14 protein-coding genes and 1 pseudogene are annotated in these 19,638 nt (G+C 59.3%); 9 read left to right on the forward strand and 6 right to left on the reverse strand.

Annotated features, from left to right (window positions below; all coding sequences use genetic code 11):
• Positions 1-43: 43 nt before the first annotated feature.
• Complete coding sequence (locus AC50YL_RS29410; RefSeq protein WP_494836677.1) at positions 44-646, reverse strand: TetR/AcrR family transcriptional regulator; 603 nt, start codon at positions 644-646, stop codon at positions 44-46.
• Positions 647-880: 234 nt separating this feature from the next.
• Between AC50YL_RS29410 and AC50YL_RS29415 the strand changes: the two genes are divergently transcribed.
• Complete coding sequence (locus tag AC50YL_RS29415; protein ID WP_494836678.1) at positions 881-2,350, forward strand: DHA2 family efflux MFS transporter permease subunit; 1,470 nt, start codon at positions 881-883, stop codon at positions 2,348-2,350.
• Between the two features lie 104 nt (positions 2,351-2,454).
• On the opposite strand, the pseudogene glsA reads toward AC50YL_RS29415, so the two are convergent.
• Positions 2,455-3,390: pseudogene (gene glsA / locus AC50YL_RS29420) on the reverse strand (glutaminase A).
• Between the two features lie 158 nt (positions 3,391-3,548).
• Between glsA and AC50YL_RS29425 the strand changes: the two are divergent.
• Complete coding sequence (locus tag AC50YL_RS29425; protein WP_494836680.1) at positions 3,549-4,223, forward strand: tetratricopeptide repeat protein; 675 nt, start codon at positions 3,549-3,551, stop codon at positions 4,221-4,223.
• A gap of 132 nt (positions 4,224-4,355) precedes the next feature.
• On the opposite strand, the gene AC50YL_RS29430 is transcribed toward AC50YL_RS29425, so the two are convergent.
• A complete protein-coding gene (locus AC50YL_RS29430; protein ID WP_494836682.1) occupies positions 4,356-5,099 on the reverse strand; it encodes an SDR family oxidoreductase in 744 nt (247 codons plus the stop codon).
• Positions 5,100-5,601: 502 nt separating this feature from the next.
• Here AC50YL_RS29430 and AC50YL_RS29435 point away from each other — a divergent pair.
• Together AC50YL_RS29435 and AC50YL_RS29440 are read left to right on the forward strand one after the other, a co-directional pair.
• Positions 5,602-7,350 carry a sensor histidine kinase gene (locus tag AC50YL_RS29435; protein ID WP_494836684.1) on the forward strand — a complete coding sequence of 583 codons (1,749 nt, stop codon included), beginning with the start codon at positions 5,602-5,604 and terminating at the stop codon, positions 7,348-7,350.
• 272 nt (positions 7,351-7,622) lie between these two features.
• Entirely contained in the window at positions 7,623-8,357 is a 735-nt protein-coding gene (locus AC50YL_RS29440; RefSeq protein ID WP_494836686.1) for a YheC/YheD family protein, read from the forward strand.
• Positions 8,358-8,363: 6 nt separating this feature from the next.
• Here the strand turns inward: AC50YL_RS29440 and AC50YL_RS29445 are convergent, their stop codons facing one another.
• Positions 8,364-9,245, reverse strand: coding sequence for a glycosyltransferase family 2 protein (locus AC50YL_RS29445; RefSeq protein WP_494836688.1), 882 nt, complete (start codon positions 9,243-9,245; stop codon positions 8,364-8,366).
• A gap of 113 nt (positions 9,246-9,358) precedes the next feature.
• Between AC50YL_RS29445 and AC50YL_RS29450 the strand changes: the two genes are divergently transcribed.
• The gene (locus AC50YL_RS29450; protein ID WP_494836689.1) at positions 9,359-10,675 is read left to right on the forward strand and encodes a nucleotide sugar dehydrogenase; all 1,317 of its coding nucleotides are present in this window, start codon (positions 9,359-9,361) and stop codon (positions 10,673-10,675) included.
• A 70-nt stretch (positions 10,676-10,745) separates the two neighbouring features.
• Here AC50YL_RS29450 and AC50YL_RS29455 read toward each other — a convergent pair whose 3' ends face one another.
• Both AC50YL_RS29455 and AC50YL_RS29460 read right to left on the reverse strand, forming a co-directional pair.
• Positions 10,746-11,447, reverse strand: a complete 702-nt coding sequence (locus AC50YL_RS29455; protein ID WP_494836690.1) for a glycosyltransferase family 2 protein — start codon at positions 11,445-11,447, stop codon at positions 10,746-10,748.
• Positions 11,437-12,462: a glycosyltransferase gene (locus tag AC50YL_RS29460; RefSeq protein ID WP_494836691.1), complete on the reverse strand. Its 1,026-nt coding sequence runs from the start codon at positions 12,460-12,462 to the stop codon at positions 11,437-11,439. The genes AC50YL_RS29455 and AC50YL_RS29460 overlap by 11 nt, the downstream gene beginning before the upstream one ends.
• 189 nt (positions 12,463-12,651) lie before the next feature.
• Here AC50YL_RS29460 and AC50YL_RS29465 point away from each other — a divergent pair, with 189 nt between their 5' ends.
• From AC50YL_RS29465 to AC50YL_RS29480, 4 genes are all read left to right on the forward strand, one after another.
• On the forward strand, positions 12,652-13,644 hold the full coding sequence (locus tag AC50YL_RS29465) for a sugar phosphate nucleotidyltransferase (RefSeq protein WP_494836692.1): 993 nt from the start codon (positions 12,652-12,654) through the stop codon (positions 13,642-13,644).
• The gene (locus tag AC50YL_RS29470; protein WP_494836694.1) at positions 13,641-14,936 is read left to right on the forward strand and encodes a UDP-glucose dehydrogenase family protein; all 1,296 of its coding nucleotides are present in this window, start codon (positions 13,641-13,643) and stop codon (positions 14,934-14,936) included. Before AC50YL_RS29465 ends, AC50YL_RS29470 begins: the two co-directional genes overlap by 4 nt.
• A 176-nt stretch (positions 14,937-15,112) precedes the next feature.
• Positions 15,113-16,684, forward strand: a complete 1,572-nt coding sequence (locus AC50YL_RS29475) for an SWIM zinc finger family protein (RefSeq protein ID WP_494836695.1) — start codon at positions 15,113-15,115, stop codon at positions 16,682-16,684.
• Positions 16,681-19,623, forward strand: coding sequence for a DEAD/DEAH box helicase (locus AC50YL_RS29480; protein WP_494836696.1), 2,943 nt, complete (start codon positions 16,681-16,683; stop codon positions 19,621-19,623). Before AC50YL_RS29475 ends, AC50YL_RS29480 begins: the two co-directional genes overlap by 4 nt.
• Positions 19,624-19,638 lie beyond the last annotated feature (15 nt).

Raw genomic sequence — 19,638 nt, forward strand, 5'->3', positions numbered from 1 at the left:
CCCTGTCCGCGGGAACGTCCTTTTTGTTTGCGTCCGTGACGCGTCAGGCGAAAAATAACCGGTCGTAATACTGAACGAACTTCGCTTTGATCTCCTCGACGGAGCAGCCGCGGTCCTTCGTCAGATAGAAGAAGGTGCTGGGATTGAACGAGGCCGTCGCCGTGAAGGCGGCGAAATCGGTATCGAAGGGAGGCGTCTCCCCTTTGGCGACCGCTTCGTCCATGATGGCCCTCAGCGTGCCGGTGACGTAGAGGAACGGATCCGATTCGAAGACGCTCGTCCGGTCTTCCGCACACCATTCCGACGGCTTGATGGCGTTCAGCCATTCGATCTCGCGCGCGACGAACTCGATCGAGCGGGAGACGAAGCCTTCCAGCTTCTCGCGGGCGGAGCTGCCAGCCGCCTCCGCGAGATAGTGCTCGATGCTGCTCGTGAACCGGCTGAAGCTGTCGGTCAGCAGTTCCAGGCACAGCTCGGCTTTCGAAGAGTAGCGTCTATATAAAGTTCCTTGGCCGACGCCGGCGGATTTGGCGATTTGATGCATGCTTACGCCTTCGACGCCGTGTTCGTGAAACAACTGGGAAGCGGTGTCGAGAATGATTTCGCGGTGTCTGGCGGCGTCCTTCCGTTCATTGCGTTGTTGCATGAGCGATGACCCCCCTGTTTTATATCGCACCTTTACAACGTCTTTCATTGACAATAGGCGTGTTGTTAGGTAAGCTGTAAAGTGAGTAAGCGGACAATTGTCCATTTATAAAGAACCGCAAGGCGACAAGTGTCCTTTTCTACTATCATTGTAACCTTACGTAAGGCGGAGGGTCAATGTCAGTTCGAGGAGCTGCCGCCCGAGCGGAAATCAGATTTGGGTAGGAGGGTTTGCATGTCGGCACAGGCAACATCCGCTGCGAGTAACGAGGAGCCGTTTTCCATCAAGAAAATTTTGGCCCCGCTTGCAGCCATCATCATCGGTATTTTCATGGTCGTCTTGGACGGTACGGCGGTCAACGTCGCTATTCCGGGCTTCATTAAGGAGTTTGACTCCACGTTTCAAATCGTCGGCTGGACGGTAACGGGTTATGCGCTCGCGCAAGCCGCCGCGATCCCGCTTTCGGGCTGGTTGTCCGACCGGTTCGGCGCGAAACAGGTGTTTCTGATTTCCGTCTTTTTGTTCACGGTAGGTTCGCTTCTGTGCGCCCTGTCCACGAGCGTGGAAATGCTTATTACGTTCCGTATTCTTCAAGGTCTCGGCGGAGGCATGGTGCTTCCGATCGCGATGGCCTTTACTTATCGCCTGAGCCCGCCCGATAAAGTCGGTCAGGTCATGGGCATGATGGGTATCCCGATTTTGCTTGCTCCTGCGCTTGGTCCCGTACTTGCAGGCTGGCTGATCGAATCCGTCAGCTGGAAATGGCTGTTCCTGATCAACATTCCGATCGGTGTCATCGGCATCCTGCTCGGCATCCGGACGCTGCCGCGCATCGAGCGCAAAGCGGTCGCCGCCCTTGACCGGTTCGGCTTTATTTTGGCGCCGCTGGCGTTCGCGGGCTTGTCCTACGGCGTAAGCGAAGGCGCGAACGGCTGGGATTCCGCGAAAACGATCACGGGCATCGCGGTCGGCTTGGTCGCGCTTATCCTGTTCGTCATCGCCGAGCTGAAGCAGAAGGATCCGCTTCTCGAGCTCCGCGTGTTCCGCTCCTCGGATTTCACGCGCGGCATCGTCGTGCAGTGGATTTCCCAGATCGCTTTGTTCGGCACGATGTTCCTCGTACCGGTATTCCTGCAGAACGCGCACGGCAAAGGCGCGTTCGACACCGGCTTGATCATGCTTCCGCAAGCGATAGCGGCGGGCGTGTTCATGCCGATCGGCGGCAAGCTGTTCGATAAAGTCGGCGCCAGGCCGCTCGTCTTTACCGGCATGCTGCTCGTCACGGTCGCGGCGTTCATTCTGTCCCGCGTCGACGCTGAATCCAGCATGATGATGATCATGGGCCCGCTGGCGCTCCTCGGAGCAGGCATGGGCTTGTCGATGATGCCGCTCAACACGCATCTGATGCAGGCGGCACCGCGCGAGCTGGTCGGCCGCGTAACGTCCTTGACGAACGCGGCACAGCAGGTCATGACTTCGTTCGCGGTCGCGGGGCTTTCCACGATCCTGGCGAAACGCATGTCGATCCATTCGCCGACCGCGAGCAGCCCGCTCGACGCTTACTCGATGTCGTTCGGCGACACGTTTCTCGTGCTGACGTTCATCGCCGTATTCGGCGCCGTGCTCGGCTTGATGCTCCGCCGTCCGGCGAAGGTCGAAGGCGAGGAAGGCGCACAGCCGGAAATGATGATGCACGTCGGTTAAGTCGGTATCGGTTCACGCAAAACGGCTGTACGGGATGAGATCCCGTACAGCCTTTTTTTTGCCGATTTGACGGGCGGACAGCGGCATGAGCGCCGATCGGCGGATCAGAAGATCGACCACGCCAGCGAGCGGGACATCGTTTCCAGCAGGTGCACGCCGGCCGTGCTGTTGCCCTTGTCGCCGAGCGCCGGACCGATGACGCCGATGCCGTACCGGCCGGGGACGACCGCGAGAATGCCGCCGGACACGCCGCTTTTGGCCGGAATGCCGACCTTGATCGCGAACTCTCCGGAGGCGTTGTACATGCCGCACATGAGCATGAACGCCTTGGCGATCTGCACGTAGCGATTCGGTATGAGCTGGCGTCCGCTTGCCGGATCGGCGCCGCCGAGGGCGAGCACGAGCGCCATCCGCGCAAGCTGCCCGCAGGTGATCTCCACCGCGCAGTGCCGGAATTAGACGCTCAGCACGTCTTCGACGTCGATGTCCTCGCCCAGCACTTCATTGTCTTTCAAGAAATACGCCAGCGACCGGTTGCGATGGGCCGTGGCCGATTCCGAGCGGTAGACGCTCTCGTTGACGGCTAGGCTTGCCCCGCCTGCGGCTTCGTTGAAGAAAGCCAGCACGCGCTCCATCTTGGCCGTCGGCGTGCTGCCATGGATCAACGACGAGATCGCGATCGCCCCGGCATTGATCAGCGGATTGAACGGCTTGCCCGGCTCCACGAGCTCCAGCTTGAGCATGGAGTTGAAGTCGTCCCCGGTCGGTTCCATGCCGACTTTGGCGAAGACGCCTTCCTCGCCGTTGTCCATGAGCGCCAGCAGCAGCGTGAACACCTTCGAGATGCTCTGCATGGTGAAGAGCAGCTCCGTATCGCCGGCGGAAACGGATTCCCCGGATTGTCCCATGACGGTAATGCCGAGCGCCGCGCCCGGCGCCTTGGCCAACTCCGGAATATAGGAGGCGACGCGTCCCTCGCTTGCGTGCAGCCGGCTCGCCGCCACCCATTCGGGAAGCTTGCCGCGCAGTTCGTCCAGCATGTATTTTCTCCTTCTCTCATTGAGGGTTGGCATTCGTGCTACCAGTGTACGTCCCAAGCCGGACAGGGCGCAAGCGCGCATTTGCCGCTATGACACGCGTCGCCTTTCGTGTACAATAATGGAAGGTTTTACATTCTTAGCGTGCGGCAGGTGGCATCATGGTCAAAATATTGTTGTTGTTGTTTTTAGCTCGGCTGCTGGGGATTCCGTTTCTGGGGATCATCGTCCTGTTGGTCATCCTGTACGCGCTCGAGCGCCGGTTTCTCGGGCTCACGCCGAGCATCGTAAGACCGCTGCGCCGTTTCGGGACGATCCGCCGGCTGCGGCAGCAAATCGCGATGAATCCGAACGATATTCCGGCAAAGCACGAACTTGCGAGGCTGCTGATCGAACGCAAGCGCTACGCGGAAGCGAAGTCGTGGCTTATGCCGCTGCAGGATGCGCTGGAGAACTCCGCGGAATTCTGGGATGACCTTGGCGCCTGCCTCGTTCATCTGGGCGAGACGGAGGCGGCGGAGGCGGCGATCCAGAACGCGCTCTCCATCAATCCCCGCGTCAAATACGGCACGCCGTATTTGCGTCTGGCATCCATTCACGCGAAGAAAGACCCGCAAAAGGCGATCGGTTACCTGCAGGCATTCCGCGGCATCCACTCCTCTTCGATCGAAGCGTATTACAGGCTCGCCGATTTGTACGCGCAGCTCGGGCAGCGGGACGAAGCCAAGCGCATGCTGGCCGAGTGCGGGACGATCTACCGGTCGCTGCCCCGGTACAAGAAGCGCCAGGAGCGCAAATGGGCGCTGCTCGCTTGGTTCAAGGGCATGCGGACCTAGGCGATGACAGCCAAGCGTTCGGCTATGGACGACGAAAACGGCAGCTGGATACCGGCTGCCGTCTTTTTGTCCTCCTACTTGAACGCTATCCGCCTTCACGCATCGCGTTTAACGTCGAACGAGCCAGCGCGATCACGGCAATACGGTCGGCCTGACGATAATCTCGTTCACGCCGACATCATCCGGTTCGTTGATGGCGTAGGCGATCGCCCTGGCGATGCTGTACGGGGACATCGCCATTTTGCTGCTCATCTGACTCGCCATCGCTCTGATATCGGGGTTGCTGATCGTATGCAGCAGCTCCGATTCCGTCAATCCCGGGGAGACGATGGTCGATCGAATGCCGGAGGTCGGGGATTCCTCCTGGCGCAGGCCTTCCGAGATGGCCCTGACCGCGAATTTCGTGCCGCTGTATACGGCATTCGTTTTGCTGGTCTGATAGCCGGCAACCGAAGCAATGTTGATGATATGGCCCGACTGCTGTTCTCTCATGATCGGCAGGACCGCGGCAATGCCATATAGGACCCCTTTGATATTGACGTCGATCATTTGATCCCATTCGTCGACCTTAAGCTCATGAAGCGAGGATGCGGGCATGATGCCGGCATTATTCACGAGTACGTCGATGCGGCCGTATTGCCCGATGGCGAATTGCGCCAGATTGCGCATCTCTTCCTGCGAAGTGACGTTGGCGCGGATGGAAGCGGCCTCGCCGCCTGCTTGCCGGATGTCCTGCACGATGGTTTGCAGACGGTCGTCTCTTCTTGCGCCCAGTACGACCTTCGCTCCGCCTTGGGCCAGGAGCTTGGCCGTGGCCTCCCCGATTCCGCTGGATGCGCCCGTAATAAGAACGACTTTTGATTTCAAATGGTCCATAGTAGATTCCCTCCGTTTAATAGGTCTCAACTGACGTCGATTAAACAATCGTTGTTGCTTATAATGATAGTCAGCGCGGAGCGATTTATTCAATCGCTAATCCGTCCGTTATTGTCCGATATGCAACGAACGACTCAGGAATGTTCATTAACCCCGTTCGCGGCAACCGCGCCCGGCGGACGACAGCGGAACGAATTGATTTACAAAAGGAATATATTGTAATTTATTGTAATCAAAAACAACGGCGGCCGCCGCAAAAGTTTCGCGCGAAGCGACCGCCGTCCCGCCTTTTCCGATGCAGGTCTCCGGTCAGAGAATTCGAAAATACCAACTTATCTGAAATCGTTTTTCGATAATCCGAGCATTCTGCACTATTGCTCCATTATTGTGCAATTCTTACATTGTCACACCGTGGGAAATCGGTCATAATGAGAGCGTTTGGCAGGTTGCTTATAATCCGCGAATGCGCATAAAATAAGGATTTGAACGGAGAGTTCGGGGAATGCGTCGTAATGCTTGGCTGTTGATCATTATCTTGATTGCCGTTCTGCTCGGTGCGAATAACACCATCTATTATTTGACGACCAAAAACTCGCTGGAAGACGGGCTTCAGCATGAGCTGGATTCCGTCGCGAAGCAGATCGGGATCTCGATCGAGAGCTCGCGGGACGGCGCGGAAATCTACCAGGCCGAGATCGGCCGCGAGCTGCGCGCGGCCTCCATCGCGACGCAGTACGCGCTGGATCCGGACGTCGAGAAGGTGTCTAACGATCAGCTCGAGGAGCTGGCGAAGAAGTTGGATCTGGTCGACATTACGCTGCTGAAACGGACGAAGGACAATATCGTTTTGTACAAATCCTCCGATCCCAAGGAGCTGGGCTACGAGACCGACGGCTGGGATCCGTGGTACAAGGCGTTCAATCAGCTTTACGACGACAAGACCGTCAGCATCGACTGGGGACAATCGTTGACGAATTTCTGGACGGGGCCTTTCGAATTCTCCACCACGGAGACGGAAAAGATACATAAATGGGGCTACTACTACGACGGCACCACGAACTATATGACCGATCCTTACATCAGCTACGAGAGCAGGCAGCTGGACTACGATTCGGCTACGGGCGTCGGCAAGCTGATCGCCAAGACGCTGCTGGCGAACCGATGGCTGCAGGAAATCACGCTCATCAATCCGGCGACGTTCCCGGACGGCACCCCGCAGACGATCACGGACAACGGCGACAAGCTGAGTCACCTGACGCAAAATCCGGTTATCGCAGGCGCGTATACGTTCAAGCACAAGAACGACACCGCGAACGTGAAGCTGGCGAACGAGACCGACGACAAGGTTTACAAGGATACGTACGTAAACGGCAAGCATGTCATCAAGCTGTTCATTCCGATCGACGTCAACACGAAAGTGGCCAGCATGCTCGACGGCGGAGGCGAGCCGATTCCGCGGTACGTGCTCTCGCTCGTGGCGGATTACAGCATGATCCAAGACACGCTCGACAAGCAGTTTTTCTATATCGGACTCATTATCGCCGGCGTGACCGTGCTCAGCCTGCTCATCCTGTATTGGATCGTAACGGCCTATCGCCGCTCGCAGGACAAGCTGGCGCGAAGAGCGCAGGAGACGTACCTGGAAGAGATCAACGGGCTGTTCCAGTCGATTCGCTCCCAGCGGCATGACTTCCTGAACCACGTCCAGACGATCCATTCGCTCGCGGAGCTTGGCAAGACGGAGGAATTGAAAGCGTACAGCGCGGAGCTGACGGGCGAGATTCATCAGATGAACGATATCATCAGCATCGGCAATCCCGCGTTCGCGGCGCTCGTCCGCTCCAAGATGCTGCAGGCCGAGATGCTCAAGATCCGCTTCGCGACGGAATTCACCGACATGAACAAGCTGGAGCTCGGGATGAAATCGCTCGACATGACGAGGCTCCTCGGGAACCTGATCGACAATGCGTTCGATGAAGTCATGACCTACGAGGAGAGCATCCGCAGCGTGCGGCTGTCGGCCAGCCAGAAAGCCGGTTACTTTCAATTCACGCTCAGCAATACGTGCACGCGCGCCGACGAGCTGAAGGACAAGCCGCTGTTCAAAGCCGGCTATTCGTCCAAGACGGGCGGCCATTCGGGCCTCGGCTTGCATATCGTGAAGTCGATCGTCGATAAGTACAAAGGCGTCATATCGATGGCGGTCGACGAGCCGGACACCGTAACGTTTATCGTCAAGATTCCGTACTGATTCGCATTTGCTCTTGCAGACGAACGGATGGATCCTCATTGCCGAGGGGCAGTCCCGAAAGCCATTTTTGATGGCTCGCGGGGCTGCCCTTCTTTATTGCGTGCCGTTCCGCCGCGCGATTTTCTTCTTATCCGCGAACGTACTCTATCACATTGCCTCGACGCCGAGCTTCTAGTACATCTATCTGCTAATGTCAGCCGCCTAGCAACAAGCGCGAAAACGTTGAATAGGTTGTAATACAAATTCAGGAGACGACTAAAAAGGGGAATCTTATGTCGCGTTATGTAGGAAGCAAATGGAGAAAGACGGCCGCCATTCGGAAAAGCGCGCCGCTCGCCCAATACGTGCCCGATACCTTGAAAATGACGGGCGCCTCTCTGCTCGATCGGTTGAATCAATACGGCATGGTCTATATCAAGCCCGACCTGGGGATGTACGGCAACGGGGTGATGCGGGTGGAACGGCGCGGCGACGTCTACAGCTACCAAGTCGGCAACAAGAGAAGGGATTTCGCGCGTTATTCGGACTTGTACCGCTCGATCAAGCGTCGTACGGGGAGCAGGCGCTACCTCGTGCAGAAGGGAATCCATCTGCTGAAATACGGGGGCAGAAGGTTCGATCTCCGCGTCATGGTGCAGTGGAGTCCCTCCAGAACCTGGGAAACAACGGGCATCATCGGAAGAGTCGCCGCCAAGAACAAAATCGTGACCAACTACCACAGCGGAGGCAAAATCGTCGCCGCGGACGCGTTGCTGCGCGCGCATACGGACCAACCGGCTTCCAAGCTGCACGCGCTGTCGAAGCTCGGCGCGCAGGCGGGCATGGCGATGCAGCAGGCATTTCCCGGCGTTTACGTGATCGGGCTCGATGTCGCGATGGATAAGTCGATGCATCCCTGGATCCTGGAGGTCAACACGAAACCGGATCCCTATATTTTCAAAAAGCATCCGGACCGCAAGGTGTTCCGCAAGATCATGCGGTATGCCAAAGCGTACGCGAAGAAATAACGGCCGTTACCGCCACGGAGCCATGTCGAAAGCGCCGAACTGGCCGTTGGCGCCAAACATGCCGTTCATGTCGTTCACGTCGTTCATACCGCTTGCTCCGTTCGCGCCATTCGCCTCGTTCGCCCCTTGGGAATCATGCGGCGCCAGCCCCTTCGGCAGGGGCAGCAGGTCGAGCGTGCGGTCCACGTAAGGCTTGAAATCCGCCGTTCGGATGATCTTGGCGCCTTTCGAGGCGAGCAGCCGGGCCTCGGATACCTGCCAGGTATGCGATTTGCGGTTCGCGCGGCGGTACGCGGCGAAGTTGTAGGAAGAGGTCGTGAATACTTTGAAGCCCTGTTTCATGCAGGCTTGAACGAACCTGACGTCGGATCCGGCCTTCACCTTCGTCGAGAAGGCGACTTTCTTGAATACGCGTTTGCGGAACATGATGGTCGCGCCGGCGATGCGCTTGCACCGCCCGTAAGGTTTTACGGTCGTTTTGCGCAGCAGCAGGACGGATCGGTGGGGGAAGAAGAAATAACAGGAGCGCTTGCCGATGACATCGGCTTTTTTTTTGGCGAACAACAGCATGGCCTCAGCCAGATAATGGGGCGCGTAATAGTCGTCGTCGTCGAATTTGGCGATATACGGATAGCTCGCGCGGGCGACCGCGTGATTCAGGCACGCTCCGAGATTCCTGCGCTCATCCACGCGGAAGACGCGGACGTTGGCGTACTGACGCGCAAGCTCCTTGTAGGGCCGCGTGGCGATGCCGTTGTCGTTGACGATCACGATGAGCTCTTTGACGCGCCATTCCTGGCGGGCGTAATTCTCGAACAGATCCCGCATATGCTCGGTCCGGATGGTCGAGGTAACGACCGTGACGCCCGCGTTCGCATTCGTGGACATCTTTTTCGCCTCCTATGAAAATATGGATGCTCGCAACAGGCTATGCGCATAGGCCGACTCCAAGCTCGAATCATAGTTTATAGAAGAGAGCTGCGTCGGAAGGAGAAGATAGCATGATAGCGTACAACCAGGATGCGGCGGGAACGGTATGCATCATCGGACTTGGGTTCGTGGGACTGCCGCTGGCCATGAATTTCCTCGCGCGCGGATACCGGGTCATCGCGCTCGATACCGATACGCGCAAGCTGGAGGCGCTCGGGAATGGGAGCAGCCATGTTCAGGACGTGCCCGACCGGCATATTCTCGGGGGCATCGCGTCCGGACGGTTGGCGTTCACCGACCGATACGCCATGGCTTCGGCAGCCGAGACCGTCATTATCTGCGTGCCGACTCCGTTAGCCCCGGACGGCGCCCCCGATTTGGGATTCCTGCTCGACGCGTGCCGTCGGCTGTCGCCCGTATTGGCAAGCGGCCAGCTCGTGGTGATCGAAAGCTCGACCTATCCGGGGACGACCGCGGAGCGGGTCAAGCCGCTGCTGGAGACGAACGGCAGGCGTGCGGGAACCGACTTTTTTTTGGCTTATTCTCCCGAACGCATCGATCCCGGCAACCGCAGCCTGGGCATTCATCAGATTCCGAAGATCGTCAGCGGCGTGACGGATGCTTGCCTGGAGCGGGTTGCGTCCGTTTACCGGACAGCGTTCGACAGCGTGATCCCGCTCTCCTCCACGGAAGCCGCGGAGACGATGAAGCTGCTCGAGAACAGCTACCGGTTCATCAATATTTCCTTCATCAACGAAATCGCGATGCTGTGCGAGAGGTTGGGCTTGAATGCCTGGGAAATCATCGAAGCAGCCGCCACGAAGCCGTACGGCTTCAGCGCGTTTTATCCCGGTCCCGGCATCGGCGGGCATTGCATCCCCGTGGATCCGCTGTACCTGCAATGGAAAGCCGTCCAGTCGGGCCCGGCCAGTCGTTTTATCGAGGCCGCCCAACAGATCAACCGCCAAATGCCGGCCTACCTCGTTCAAGAGATCGAGAAGCATTTGCCGGCGGGGACAACCATCGACGGAGCGCGCATTCTGATCTATGGCGTCGCCTACAAGCAAAACATTGCCGACGCGCGGGAATCGACCGCCATGGCGATCATGGAAGCCCTGCTTGCGCGCGGCGCCGACGTACGGTATTACGATCCGTACCTCGCTTCCGTGCAGCTCCCGGACGGGAGCGTCATGGGGCGCAGCGAATTGTCCGCGGCCGCGCTCGAAGAGGCGGATTGCCTGCTTGTGTTGACGCATCATGACGAATTGCCGGTCCGGTTGATCGCCGAGCACAGCTCCTTCGTGTACGACACGCGCAACGTCGTCGCCGACGTTCGTCCGGGCGCGAAGCTCGTGACGCTGGGCAACGGCGCGCGGAAGGACCGTTAACGCCCGAACGAAGCAAGGTCAACTCCGGAAGGCGGGTTGACCTTGCTTGTTTTTCCGCGCGCTTCCCGCGCTAGTTGACGAAGCGCTTGAAATATTTCGTCCGGCGGACCAGGCGGCAATGCGACATGTAACGCCGCGTGCTCTTTTTCTGCGTATGGCTGTTGTAGTTTTTTCGCCGGATGCAGACGTAATGCCGCTTGGACAAGGAGTAGATGCGAAATCCGCGCCGGAGGCACCGGCCGAGCCAGTTCGAATCCGAGCCGGACTTTTTGTACTCGGAGAATTTGACCCGCCGCCAGACCGATTTGCGAAAAACCAGCGTGCCGCCTTTGACGCTGCGTTTGTATTTCCATTCGCCGCCGCGGCGGAACACCATGAGCGCCCGCGTCGCATTGAAGTAGAGGTAAGCGGTATGCTTGCCCGCGATGGACGCTTTGCCCCGTTTGATCGCCCGGGCGGCTTCGCGTAAAAACTTGGGGCCGTAATAATCGTCGTCGTCGAACTTGGCGATGAGGCCGTTTTCGGCCAAATTAATGGCGTAGTTCAGGCATCTGCCCAACGTGTATTTTTGCGGCAGCTGGAACACGCGGACCTCGTTCTCCGGATACTGGCTGGCGCGCTGTTGATATAGTTCGATATCCATGCTGTCGTTGTTCAAGACGATGATCATTTGCTTGTTCTTCCAGAGCTGCCGGTCGTAATTTTCGAATACGTTGTCGATGAAGGCAGCTCTCATCGTACAGGCGATCACGGTGATCATCTTAGTCGTCATCTCCATTCGCCGCGGCTTGAAGCTTGGCCTTGCGTCGGTTCCACAATGTATTTTTCTTGATTTTATACAATTTTTTGTTGATGACCTTGCGGTACAGCTTCAGGAAGGAATCGGTCATGATGGTATCCGAATAGCGGGTTCTGGCATAGCGCCGGAGTCTGCGGGCCGCGGGCAGCCGCTTGCGGTATTTGACCTTCGCCGCCATGCCGGAGGTCGTCTTGCACAGGAGCGACGGCATGCCCCGGAGCACCTCGGCGACGCCGCCCTTCCGGAAGCCGAGCACGGGCGTGCCGCTTGCCATCGATTCGACGAGAACAAGTCCGAAGGGTTCATCCCATGTCGAGGTGAACAGGACACAGCTGGCGTTGGCGAGCAGCTCGCGTTTGCGGTCTCCGCCGACCGTGCCGACGTAGCGGATTTTTTTGCCCAGATGCGGCTTGATTTTGGCGTTGAAATAGTTCTTGTCGTTCAGCGTGCCGGCGATGATGAGCCGCCTGCCCGATTTCTTGGCGACTTTAATGGCCAGGTGGACGCCTTTTTCCTTGATCAATCTCCCCAGGAAAAGCAGATATTTCTGCTTGGCGGTCCGGAACGTGTAATCGTCCATGCGGATGCCGTTGTAGACGGCGTAGCCCCGGCGTTTCCCGTACTTGCGCAGGATGAATTTGCTGACGTACACCGGGATCTGCACGCGGCTCTTGATTCCTTTGGAGTGCGATTGGCAGATCGTCGGAATCGGCGGATTCGCTTTGGCGACGATGCCGTAATGATCGTGGATGATATCCACGTCTTCCGGGAGGTTTCGAATGATGAAGTCGAGTTGTTCTCGCGGATCGTCGGATTCGTATTCAAACGTTCGGGTCGCGTTCGAGGTCGATCCTTTCTTGGCGAACAGAAACACCTCATGCCCCCGTTTGACCAATTCTTCCGTTAAATAATGAACGTCGCGCTGCGTGCCCCCGTAATCCTTCGGCGGGACAGGAATCGTATTCGTCGAGATTTGAGCAATCCTCAAACGTCCCCAGCTCCTTAGGTAAGTGTCTTCCATAGGCATTCATTGTAGGATATGAGCGGACTTCAGAGCAGGGCACGGCGCATTCATCAAATTCAGCGACATTATTAACCGTGCGTAGCATATGGCCTATACCAAGTGAAAACTGTTTTCATAGAATAATAGCAGTTGATGAAGAGGGGAGAGAGGCTGTTGAAGGGATTGATTCTCTGTGCGGGAAAAGGGAGCCGATTATATCCGTTTACCTACAGTCGGCCGAAGACGCTCATACCTGTCGCAAATACGCCCCTGCTGCAATTATCGATCGTGAAATTAATGGAGCTCGGCATAGATCAGGTCGGCATCGTCATCCATCCATCCCAGGAATCGGGCATTCGCGAACAATTCGGAGAAGGGGAAGCGCTTGGCATTTCGATCACGTACATCTATCAGCACGAGGCCAGAGGAATCGCGCACGCGGTCAAGCAAGCGCAGGCTTACGTTTCGGACGAGGCGTTCCTGCTGCTTCTGGGGGATAATTTGATTTCCGCCCCGTTATCCGCGCTGAAGGACGACATCGAGCTTGGCGGGGTACAAGCATCCCTGCTGCTCGCGGAAGTCGCGGTTCCGCAGGATTACGGCATCGCGGATATTCAGGATGCGCGCATCGTCGGTCTCGAGGAGAAGCCGGCGAATCCGAAGTCCAATTTGGCGGTGCTTGGGGCGTACGCGTTCACGAAGCACATTTTCGCCGCGATCGAGGACATCCGGCCTTCCAAGCGGGGAGAGTACGAAATCACGGACGCGATCCAGCGGTTGATCGAACGCCGGCAAGCCGTCGCGTACCACGTGACCGATCAGCTGAACATCGACGTCGGCACGATGGACCGGTGGTTGAAGGCCAATCAGAAACTGCTCGGCGCGGATGCGTCGAAGAACCGGATTCACGACTCCGTCCGGCTGGAGGGGTGCACGATCGTGGAACCGGTATCGATCGAGAAGGACTGCGCGCTGAAGGATTGCCGGATCGGCCCGTATGTTTCGGTAGGCGCGGGCTCCAAACTCGATAACTGTCAGATCGAGAACAGCATCATACTAAACGGGGTTCATGCCAAAGACCTTCCTTTCCCGTTGAAAAACGTCATCATCGGCGATCATTCCATCTTCGCCGGCGTGCGCATCGACGAAGGAGTGAACGAACCTTGAACATTTTGATCATCGGCACGGGCTACGTAGGAGCCACGACCGCCATGGTTTTCGCCGAATCGGGCTGGCAGGTCACCGGACTTGACATCGATGCCGGCAAGATCGAACGGCTGCGGCAGGGACGCTTGCATTTTCACGAGCCCGGCCTCGAGGACCTGATCGCCAAGCATGTGCAGAGCGGCCGCCTGCTCTTTACGACGGATTCTGAGACCGCCATCGCCGAACATGACGTCATCTTCATTTGCGTCGGGACGCCTTCGCGGCCGGACGGCAACGCGGACCTCCGCTATATACAGCGAGCGGCCGAGGATATCGGGCGCGCGATGAACGGCTACAAGCTCGTCGTCACCAAAAGCACCGTCCCCGTGGGCACGCAGGAGCAGGTCAAAGTTTGGATCGAAGCGGCGCAGCGGCAGCCCTATCGTTTCGATGTCGCCTCCAATCCCGAATTCCTGCGGGAAGGCAAAGCCGTGGAAGACGCCCTGCGGCCGGACCGCATCGTGATCGGCACGGACAGCGCGAGGGCGACGCAGCAGCTTCGAACGCTGTACGGTTCGTTCCGCTGCCCATGGATCGTGACCAAGCCGAGGACCGCGGAGCTGATCAAGTACGCGTCCAATGCGTTTCTCGCCACGAAAATCTCGTATATGAACGAGCTTGCGAAACTGTGCGACGAATTGGAAGTCAACGTCAAAGAAGTTGCCGACGGGATGGGACTGGATCCGCGGATCGGGCCAAGCTTCCTCCAAGCCGGCCTGGGGTACGGAGGCTCCTGTTTTCCGAAAGACGTCTCGGAGCTGGTCATGACGTCGAGAAAGCACGAAGTGAACCTGCGCATCCTGGATCAAGTGATGGAGGTCAATCAAGCCCAATTCGCCTACCTGCTGGACAAAACGCGGGCGCGCCTGGGAAGCCTGGCGGGCAAGAAGATCGCGGTTCTGGGCCTTGCGTTCAAGCCGGATACGGACGATATTCGGGAAGCGCCGGCGCTGCGGATGATCGACCGGCTGCTGCGCGAGCAGGCGAGCGTACGGCTGTACGATCCCGTCGCGACGCTGCCGGACCGGTCCTCCTACCGGGATGTGAAGGTCTGTTCCGCGGCAGAGGAAGCGCTTCTCGGGGCGGATGCGGTCATGCTGTGCACGGAATGGGCCGAGTTCGCGAAGCTGGACTGGGCGAAGGCGAAGGCGTTCCTCGAGCAGCCCAATTTCTTTGACGGGCGCAATATGATGGATGCCGGGCGGATGCGCGGCTTGGGGTATTTCTATCAAGGCATCGGAAGCGATCATTAAGACGATCCCTCCGAGGGAAGCAACGTCGACTCGCGGAAGGGCCCGCACGGGCGCCTTTTACGGGTCGTTTTGTTTGTTGTTTGCCCTTACGGATGCAACTTCTTGCGCGCAAGCGTAATATCGCCGTCGAATGTGGTATAATGGGAGGAATGGGTTTAAACGAACGGGGGGGCGCCATGAGCACGTTTTTTCAGCTGGATGAGGGGCGGCTTCGGGCACTGGCGGCTGCGATCGCGAACAGCGTTCCGCTGGATGTGCTGGAGAAAGGCTTCGATTACTACCGCCGCGAGAAGGTGCTCTCCGTTCAGGTGATGGAGGGCTTTTCCGTTTACGGCGTCGTGCAAGGGACGGCGATCTACGCGGTCACGCTGGACAGCGACGATTTCAAGTTCAGCACCTGCACCTGCCCCGTGAAAGGCGCCTGCAAGCACATGGCGGCCGTGTTTTATGCGTATTGCGCGACGATCGGGGAAAGCCCGGACGACATTCATAACCGGTTCCTGAGCGGCATTCCGTTCGGCGGCAAGGCCGTCCTGGAAGCCAATGCCGGCGATTCGGCGTCGATCGAGCGCCAGCCCGAGCGCTGGTTGGAGGATATGGAAGAGAAGCACGGCGAGGTCTGGCGGCAATGCCGGCACTCCCTACATCCGCTGCAGGCGGTACTGACCTCGATCAAATCCGCGTCGAAGAATTGGCGGGAAGGTCAGCGCCGGCTGCACTGGATGCACGGCATCGCCTTCGTGCTGGAACAGTCGGAACGCGCGTATTCCCATACGGACAGTTACAGCCGCTATTATTACGAAATGGCGTTCGCCCGAATGACGGAGCCGTGGATCAATCAATACCAGGAGCTTGCCGCCGAACTGGATCCCGCGTCTTTGACGCCGGAGGAACGGGCCGCCGTGGAAAGCCTGGTGGCGGTCTTCCACAACCGCGACATGGACCGCGAGCAGCAGCTTCATCGCTGGGAGACGCTTTATTTCGCCTTGTGGTCGCGATTGATCGTGGATGCCGATTGGGCGGCGCGGGAAGAGTCCCTGCTGCGGGCGCAGCTTCGGCGGACGCCGGAAGCGTACGGCCTCTTCTTCGTGCCGATGGCGCTTGCGTTCCTGGCGTTCGCGGACGACCGCGACGGGGACGCGATGGAGCTGCTGGGCCGCACGGCGTTCAACCGGACGGCGCTGCTTGCCTGCGATTGCGCGCTGCAGCGATTGGAGGAGCGGGATTGGGGCAGGCTGGAGGATTGGATCGATTACCTGTACGAAGGGCTGTCGAAGGACCGCAAATCGAAGGCGTTCGGCCCTTTTCTCTCGATGTGCCGGCTGGCGGACCGGCAGCAGCCGGACCGTTCGCGATGGCAAAGGTACTTGATCTCGTTCCTGCCGTATTCGTATTCGGCGCTGACCGAGCATTGGCTCGACTTGCGGCAGTACGAGAAATGGGCGGATTTGCAGCTGTTGTTCGGCATCGAGCCCGACGAGATCGACGTGCAGCTGATGCGGGAGATCGGCAAGGCGGCGCCGCGCGTGCTGTACCCGCTGTACCACCAGGCCATCGACGGCGCGATACGTTCGCGGAACCGGCAGGGCTACCGGCAGGCGGTCAAGCTGATGAAGCGGTTGGAGAAGCTGTATAAAGCGGAAAAGCAGCATGAAGCGTGGAGCCGGTTCGTGGACGGCATCGTTCGGAAGCATCAGCGGCTGCGCGCGCTGCAGGAAGAGCTTTGGAGAGGAAAGATCGTCACATGAGAGGATACACGGGCGCGGAAACGATCGTCGTCGACGGGTTCTGGAGGGCAGGCGAGGGCATCGTGCTCGCCGCCGCGCATGCCGCCGGCTTGACGATCCGGTTGCGGAGGCTGTTGTTCGCCTGGCACGAGGCTTCCTGGTATGGCGCGGAAATCGAAGAAAGCAGCAATGAACGGCTGAAGCAGACGGAGATGGTGCTGCCGGCGGCGATCGCCATGGATTATTTGTCGGCGCCGGAGCCTGTCCGGCTGCTCGAGGTCGAATGGACGGCCCGCGTGCAGGGCTTATCCGAGCTGGCGGCGCTGCTTCGCCAGGCGCTGCTGAACGGCTGGTATTCGCCGGATTGGTCGCGCTGGGGCTCGGAAGCGCGCGCATGGCGGCTTGAATTGCCGCCGGGCGAGACGGAAGCGCTGGAGACCTGGCGCGCGCTCGTTCCGCGGCTGGAAGCCGGCGGCGATCTGGACGCGGTGCAGGATTGGCTCAGCGCGATCGTCGAGGAGCTGATCGCCGCCAACCCGGCCGCGGCCGAGGCATGGCGCGGAGCCGCGGAAGCCGCCGGCGAAGGAGCGCTGCTGACGAAAGCGGCGGACGAGGACGATTGGCTCGTCTCGATCGGCATGAAGCAGGATCATGTGCCGTTCCGGATCGCGCTCCAGCTGCTCGAGCCGAACGAACGGCATGGCTGGCGGCTGCGTCCGGCCATGCAGGACCGGGCGCAAGGCGGGCAATGGTTCACGCTCGAGCCTGCGATGAACGCCGGCGCTAGCGCGGTAGACGGCGGGCCTGACCGTTTCGCGCTTCCGGATGAAGCACCGGAGGAATGGCGTCCGCATTTTGCCGCGCGGTTGGCGAGGGAAGAAGCAAAATGGGCGACTGCGCTCGCGGAGTGGGCGCGGCCAGCCGATCGATCGGACAACGGCGCCGTATCGCATGAAATCATCACCGAGCTGACGGATGTGCAGGCTTGGGAGTTCCTCGAGCACGAGAGCGTCAAGCTGCTTGCCGCGGGCTGCTCCGTCCTGCTGCCGGGCTGGTGGGAAGCGGCGCGCAGCCGGAAGATGAAGCTCAAGGCGAAGGTCAAGTCCTCCGTCGGCTCCGCGGAGCAGTCGATGTTCGGCCTGCAGCAGATCGTGGATTTCGACTGGAAGCTCGCGGTCGGCAACGTCGACTTGAGCGAAGCGGAGTTCATGAAGCTGGCGGCCGAAAACAAACGGCTGATGCAGATCGGCGGCGAATGGGTGCATCTCGATCCCGGCGACATGGAACGTCTGCGGCGGTGGCTCAAGAAGAACGGCGGCAAGCAGGGCTTCACGATGCGGGACGTCTTCGAGATGCATCTGCGCGGCGGCACGGAGCTGGAGCCGGAGAGCGAGATCGGCGAAGCGCTTATCGCGGAGGTCGAGCTGAACGAGCATCTGACGGCTTGGATCGCGAAGCTGAACGAATCCAGCGAGCTGCCGCTCGTCGAGAAACCGGAAGCTTTCCAGGGCGAACTGCGGCCTTACCAGCTGCAGGGCGTGTCGTGGCTCGCATTCCTGCGCCGATTCGGTCTGGGGGCTTGCTTATCCGACGATATGGGCCTTGGCAAAACGATCCAGTTCACGGCCTATTTGCAGCATGTCATGGAAACCAGCGGCCTCGGCCCGTCGCTGCTCATCTGCCCGACCTCGGTCATCGGCAACTGGGAGAAGGAGCTGGAGCGTTTCGCGCCGGGCATCCGCGTGCATGTGCACTACGGACCCAAGCGTCCGCGCGGCGAAGAGTTCGCCGCCGCGGCCTCGGACGCGGATCTGGTCATCACGTCGTATACGCTTGCGCCGATCGACGAGACCGAGCTGACGAACGTCGCTTGGGACGTCGTCTGCCTGGACGAAGCGCAGAACATCAAGAACTATTATACGAAGCAATCCGCGTCGATCCGGCGGCTGTCGGCGAATCATCGCGTAGCGCTTACGGGAACGCCGATGGAGAACCGGCTGACGGAGCTGTGGTCCTTGTACGATTTCACGAATCCCGGCTATCTCGGCAGCTTGAATGAGTTCCGCAAGGCGGTCGTTCTTCCCATCGAGAAGGAGCGTGACGCGGATCGGATCGCCGAGCTGCAGCGCTGGGTGAAGCCCTTCATGCTCCGCCGGTTGAAGAAGGATCCGGCCATCCAGCTCTCGCTGCCGGAGAAGAACGAGATGAACATGTACCTGTCGCTCACGGTCGAGCAGGGGACGCTGTACGAGAATATCGTGGCCGAGCTGATGACGGGACTCGAGAAAGCCGGGGGCTTGCAGCGGCGCGGCATGATCCTCTCCACGCTGACGCGGCTGAAGCAGGTCTGCGATCATCCGAGCCTGCTGCTGAAGGAAGACCGCGACCTGTCCCCGGGCGCTTGGGACCCCGAACGCTCCAACAAGCTGCTGCGGCTGCTCGAAATGGTCGAGGAAATCGCGGCGGAAGGGGAGCGCTGCCTGATCTTCACGCAGTACGTGGAGATGGGTGCGACCCTGAAACGGCTGTTGGAGGAACGGATCGGCCTGCCGACGCCGTATCTGTACGGCGCGGTCCCGAAGGCGGATCGCGACGCGATGATCGAGAATTTCCAGAACGAAGCGGTGCCCGGCTGCGCGTTCGTGCTCTCGCTTAAGGCGGGCGGCACGGGACTTAACCTGACCGCGGCAAACCATGTCGTTCATTTCGACCGGTGGTGGAATCCCGCCGTCGAGAATCAGGCGACGGACCGGGCGTTCCGGATCGGCCAGCGCCGCAACGTGCAGGTGCACAAATACGTGACCTTGGGCACGCTCGAAGAGCGGATCGACGATATGATCTCGCGCAAGCAGCTGCTGAACGACCAAGTCGTCAGCGGCTCGGAGAATTGGATCACGGAGCTGTCGACCGACGAGCTGCGCGAGCTGTTCTCGCTGCGGAAGCATCGGCTGAAAGGGTAAGCGAGCGCGGCGGAC

The sequence above is a fragment of the Paenibacillus sp. J22P277 genome, assembly GCF_059383675.1.

Coding starts and splice junctions, on each gene's coding strand:
- AC50YL_RS29450 (WP_494836689.1), top strand. CDS start 9,359: ATGATAGCGTACAACCAGGATGCGGCGGGAACGGTATGCATCATCGGA.
- AC50YL_RS29440 (WP_494836686.1), top strand. CDS start 7,623: ATGTCGCGTTATGTAGGAAGCAAATGGAGAAAGACGGCCGCCATTCGG.
- AC50YL_RS29430 (WP_494836682.1), bottom strand. CDS start 5,099: ATGGACCATTTGAAATCAAAAGTCGTTCTTATTACGGGCGCATCCAGC.
- AC50YL_RS29480 (WP_494836696.1), top strand. CDS start 16,681: ATGAGAGGATACACGGGCGCGGAAACGATCGTCGTCGACGGGTTCTGG.
- AC50YL_RS29425 (WP_494836680.1), top strand. CDS start 3,549: ATGGTCAAAATATTGTTGTTGTTGTTTTTAGCTCGGCTGCTGGGGATT.
- AC50YL_RS29415 (WP_494836678.1), top strand. CDS start 881: ATGTCGGCACAGGCAACATCCGCTGCGAGTAACGAGGAGCCGTTTTCC.
- AC50YL_RS29475 (WP_494836695.1), top strand. CDS start 15,113: ATGAGCACGTTTTTTCAGCTGGATGAGGGGCGGCTTCGGGCACTGGCG.
- AC50YL_RS29455 (WP_494836690.1), bottom strand. CDS start 11,447: ATGACGACTAAGATGATCACCGTGATCGCCTGTACGATGAGAGCTGCC.
- AC50YL_RS29435 (WP_494836684.1), top strand. CDS start 5,602: ATGCGTCGTAATGCTTGGCTGTTGATCATTATCTTGATTGCCGTTCTG.
- AC50YL_RS29445 (WP_494836688.1), bottom strand. CDS start 9,245: ATGTCCACGAATGCGAACGCGGGCGTCACGGTCGTTACCTCGACCATC.
- AC50YL_RS29410 (WP_494836677.1), bottom strand. CDS start 646: ATGCAACAACGCAATGAACGGAAGGACGCCGCCAGACACCGCGAAATC.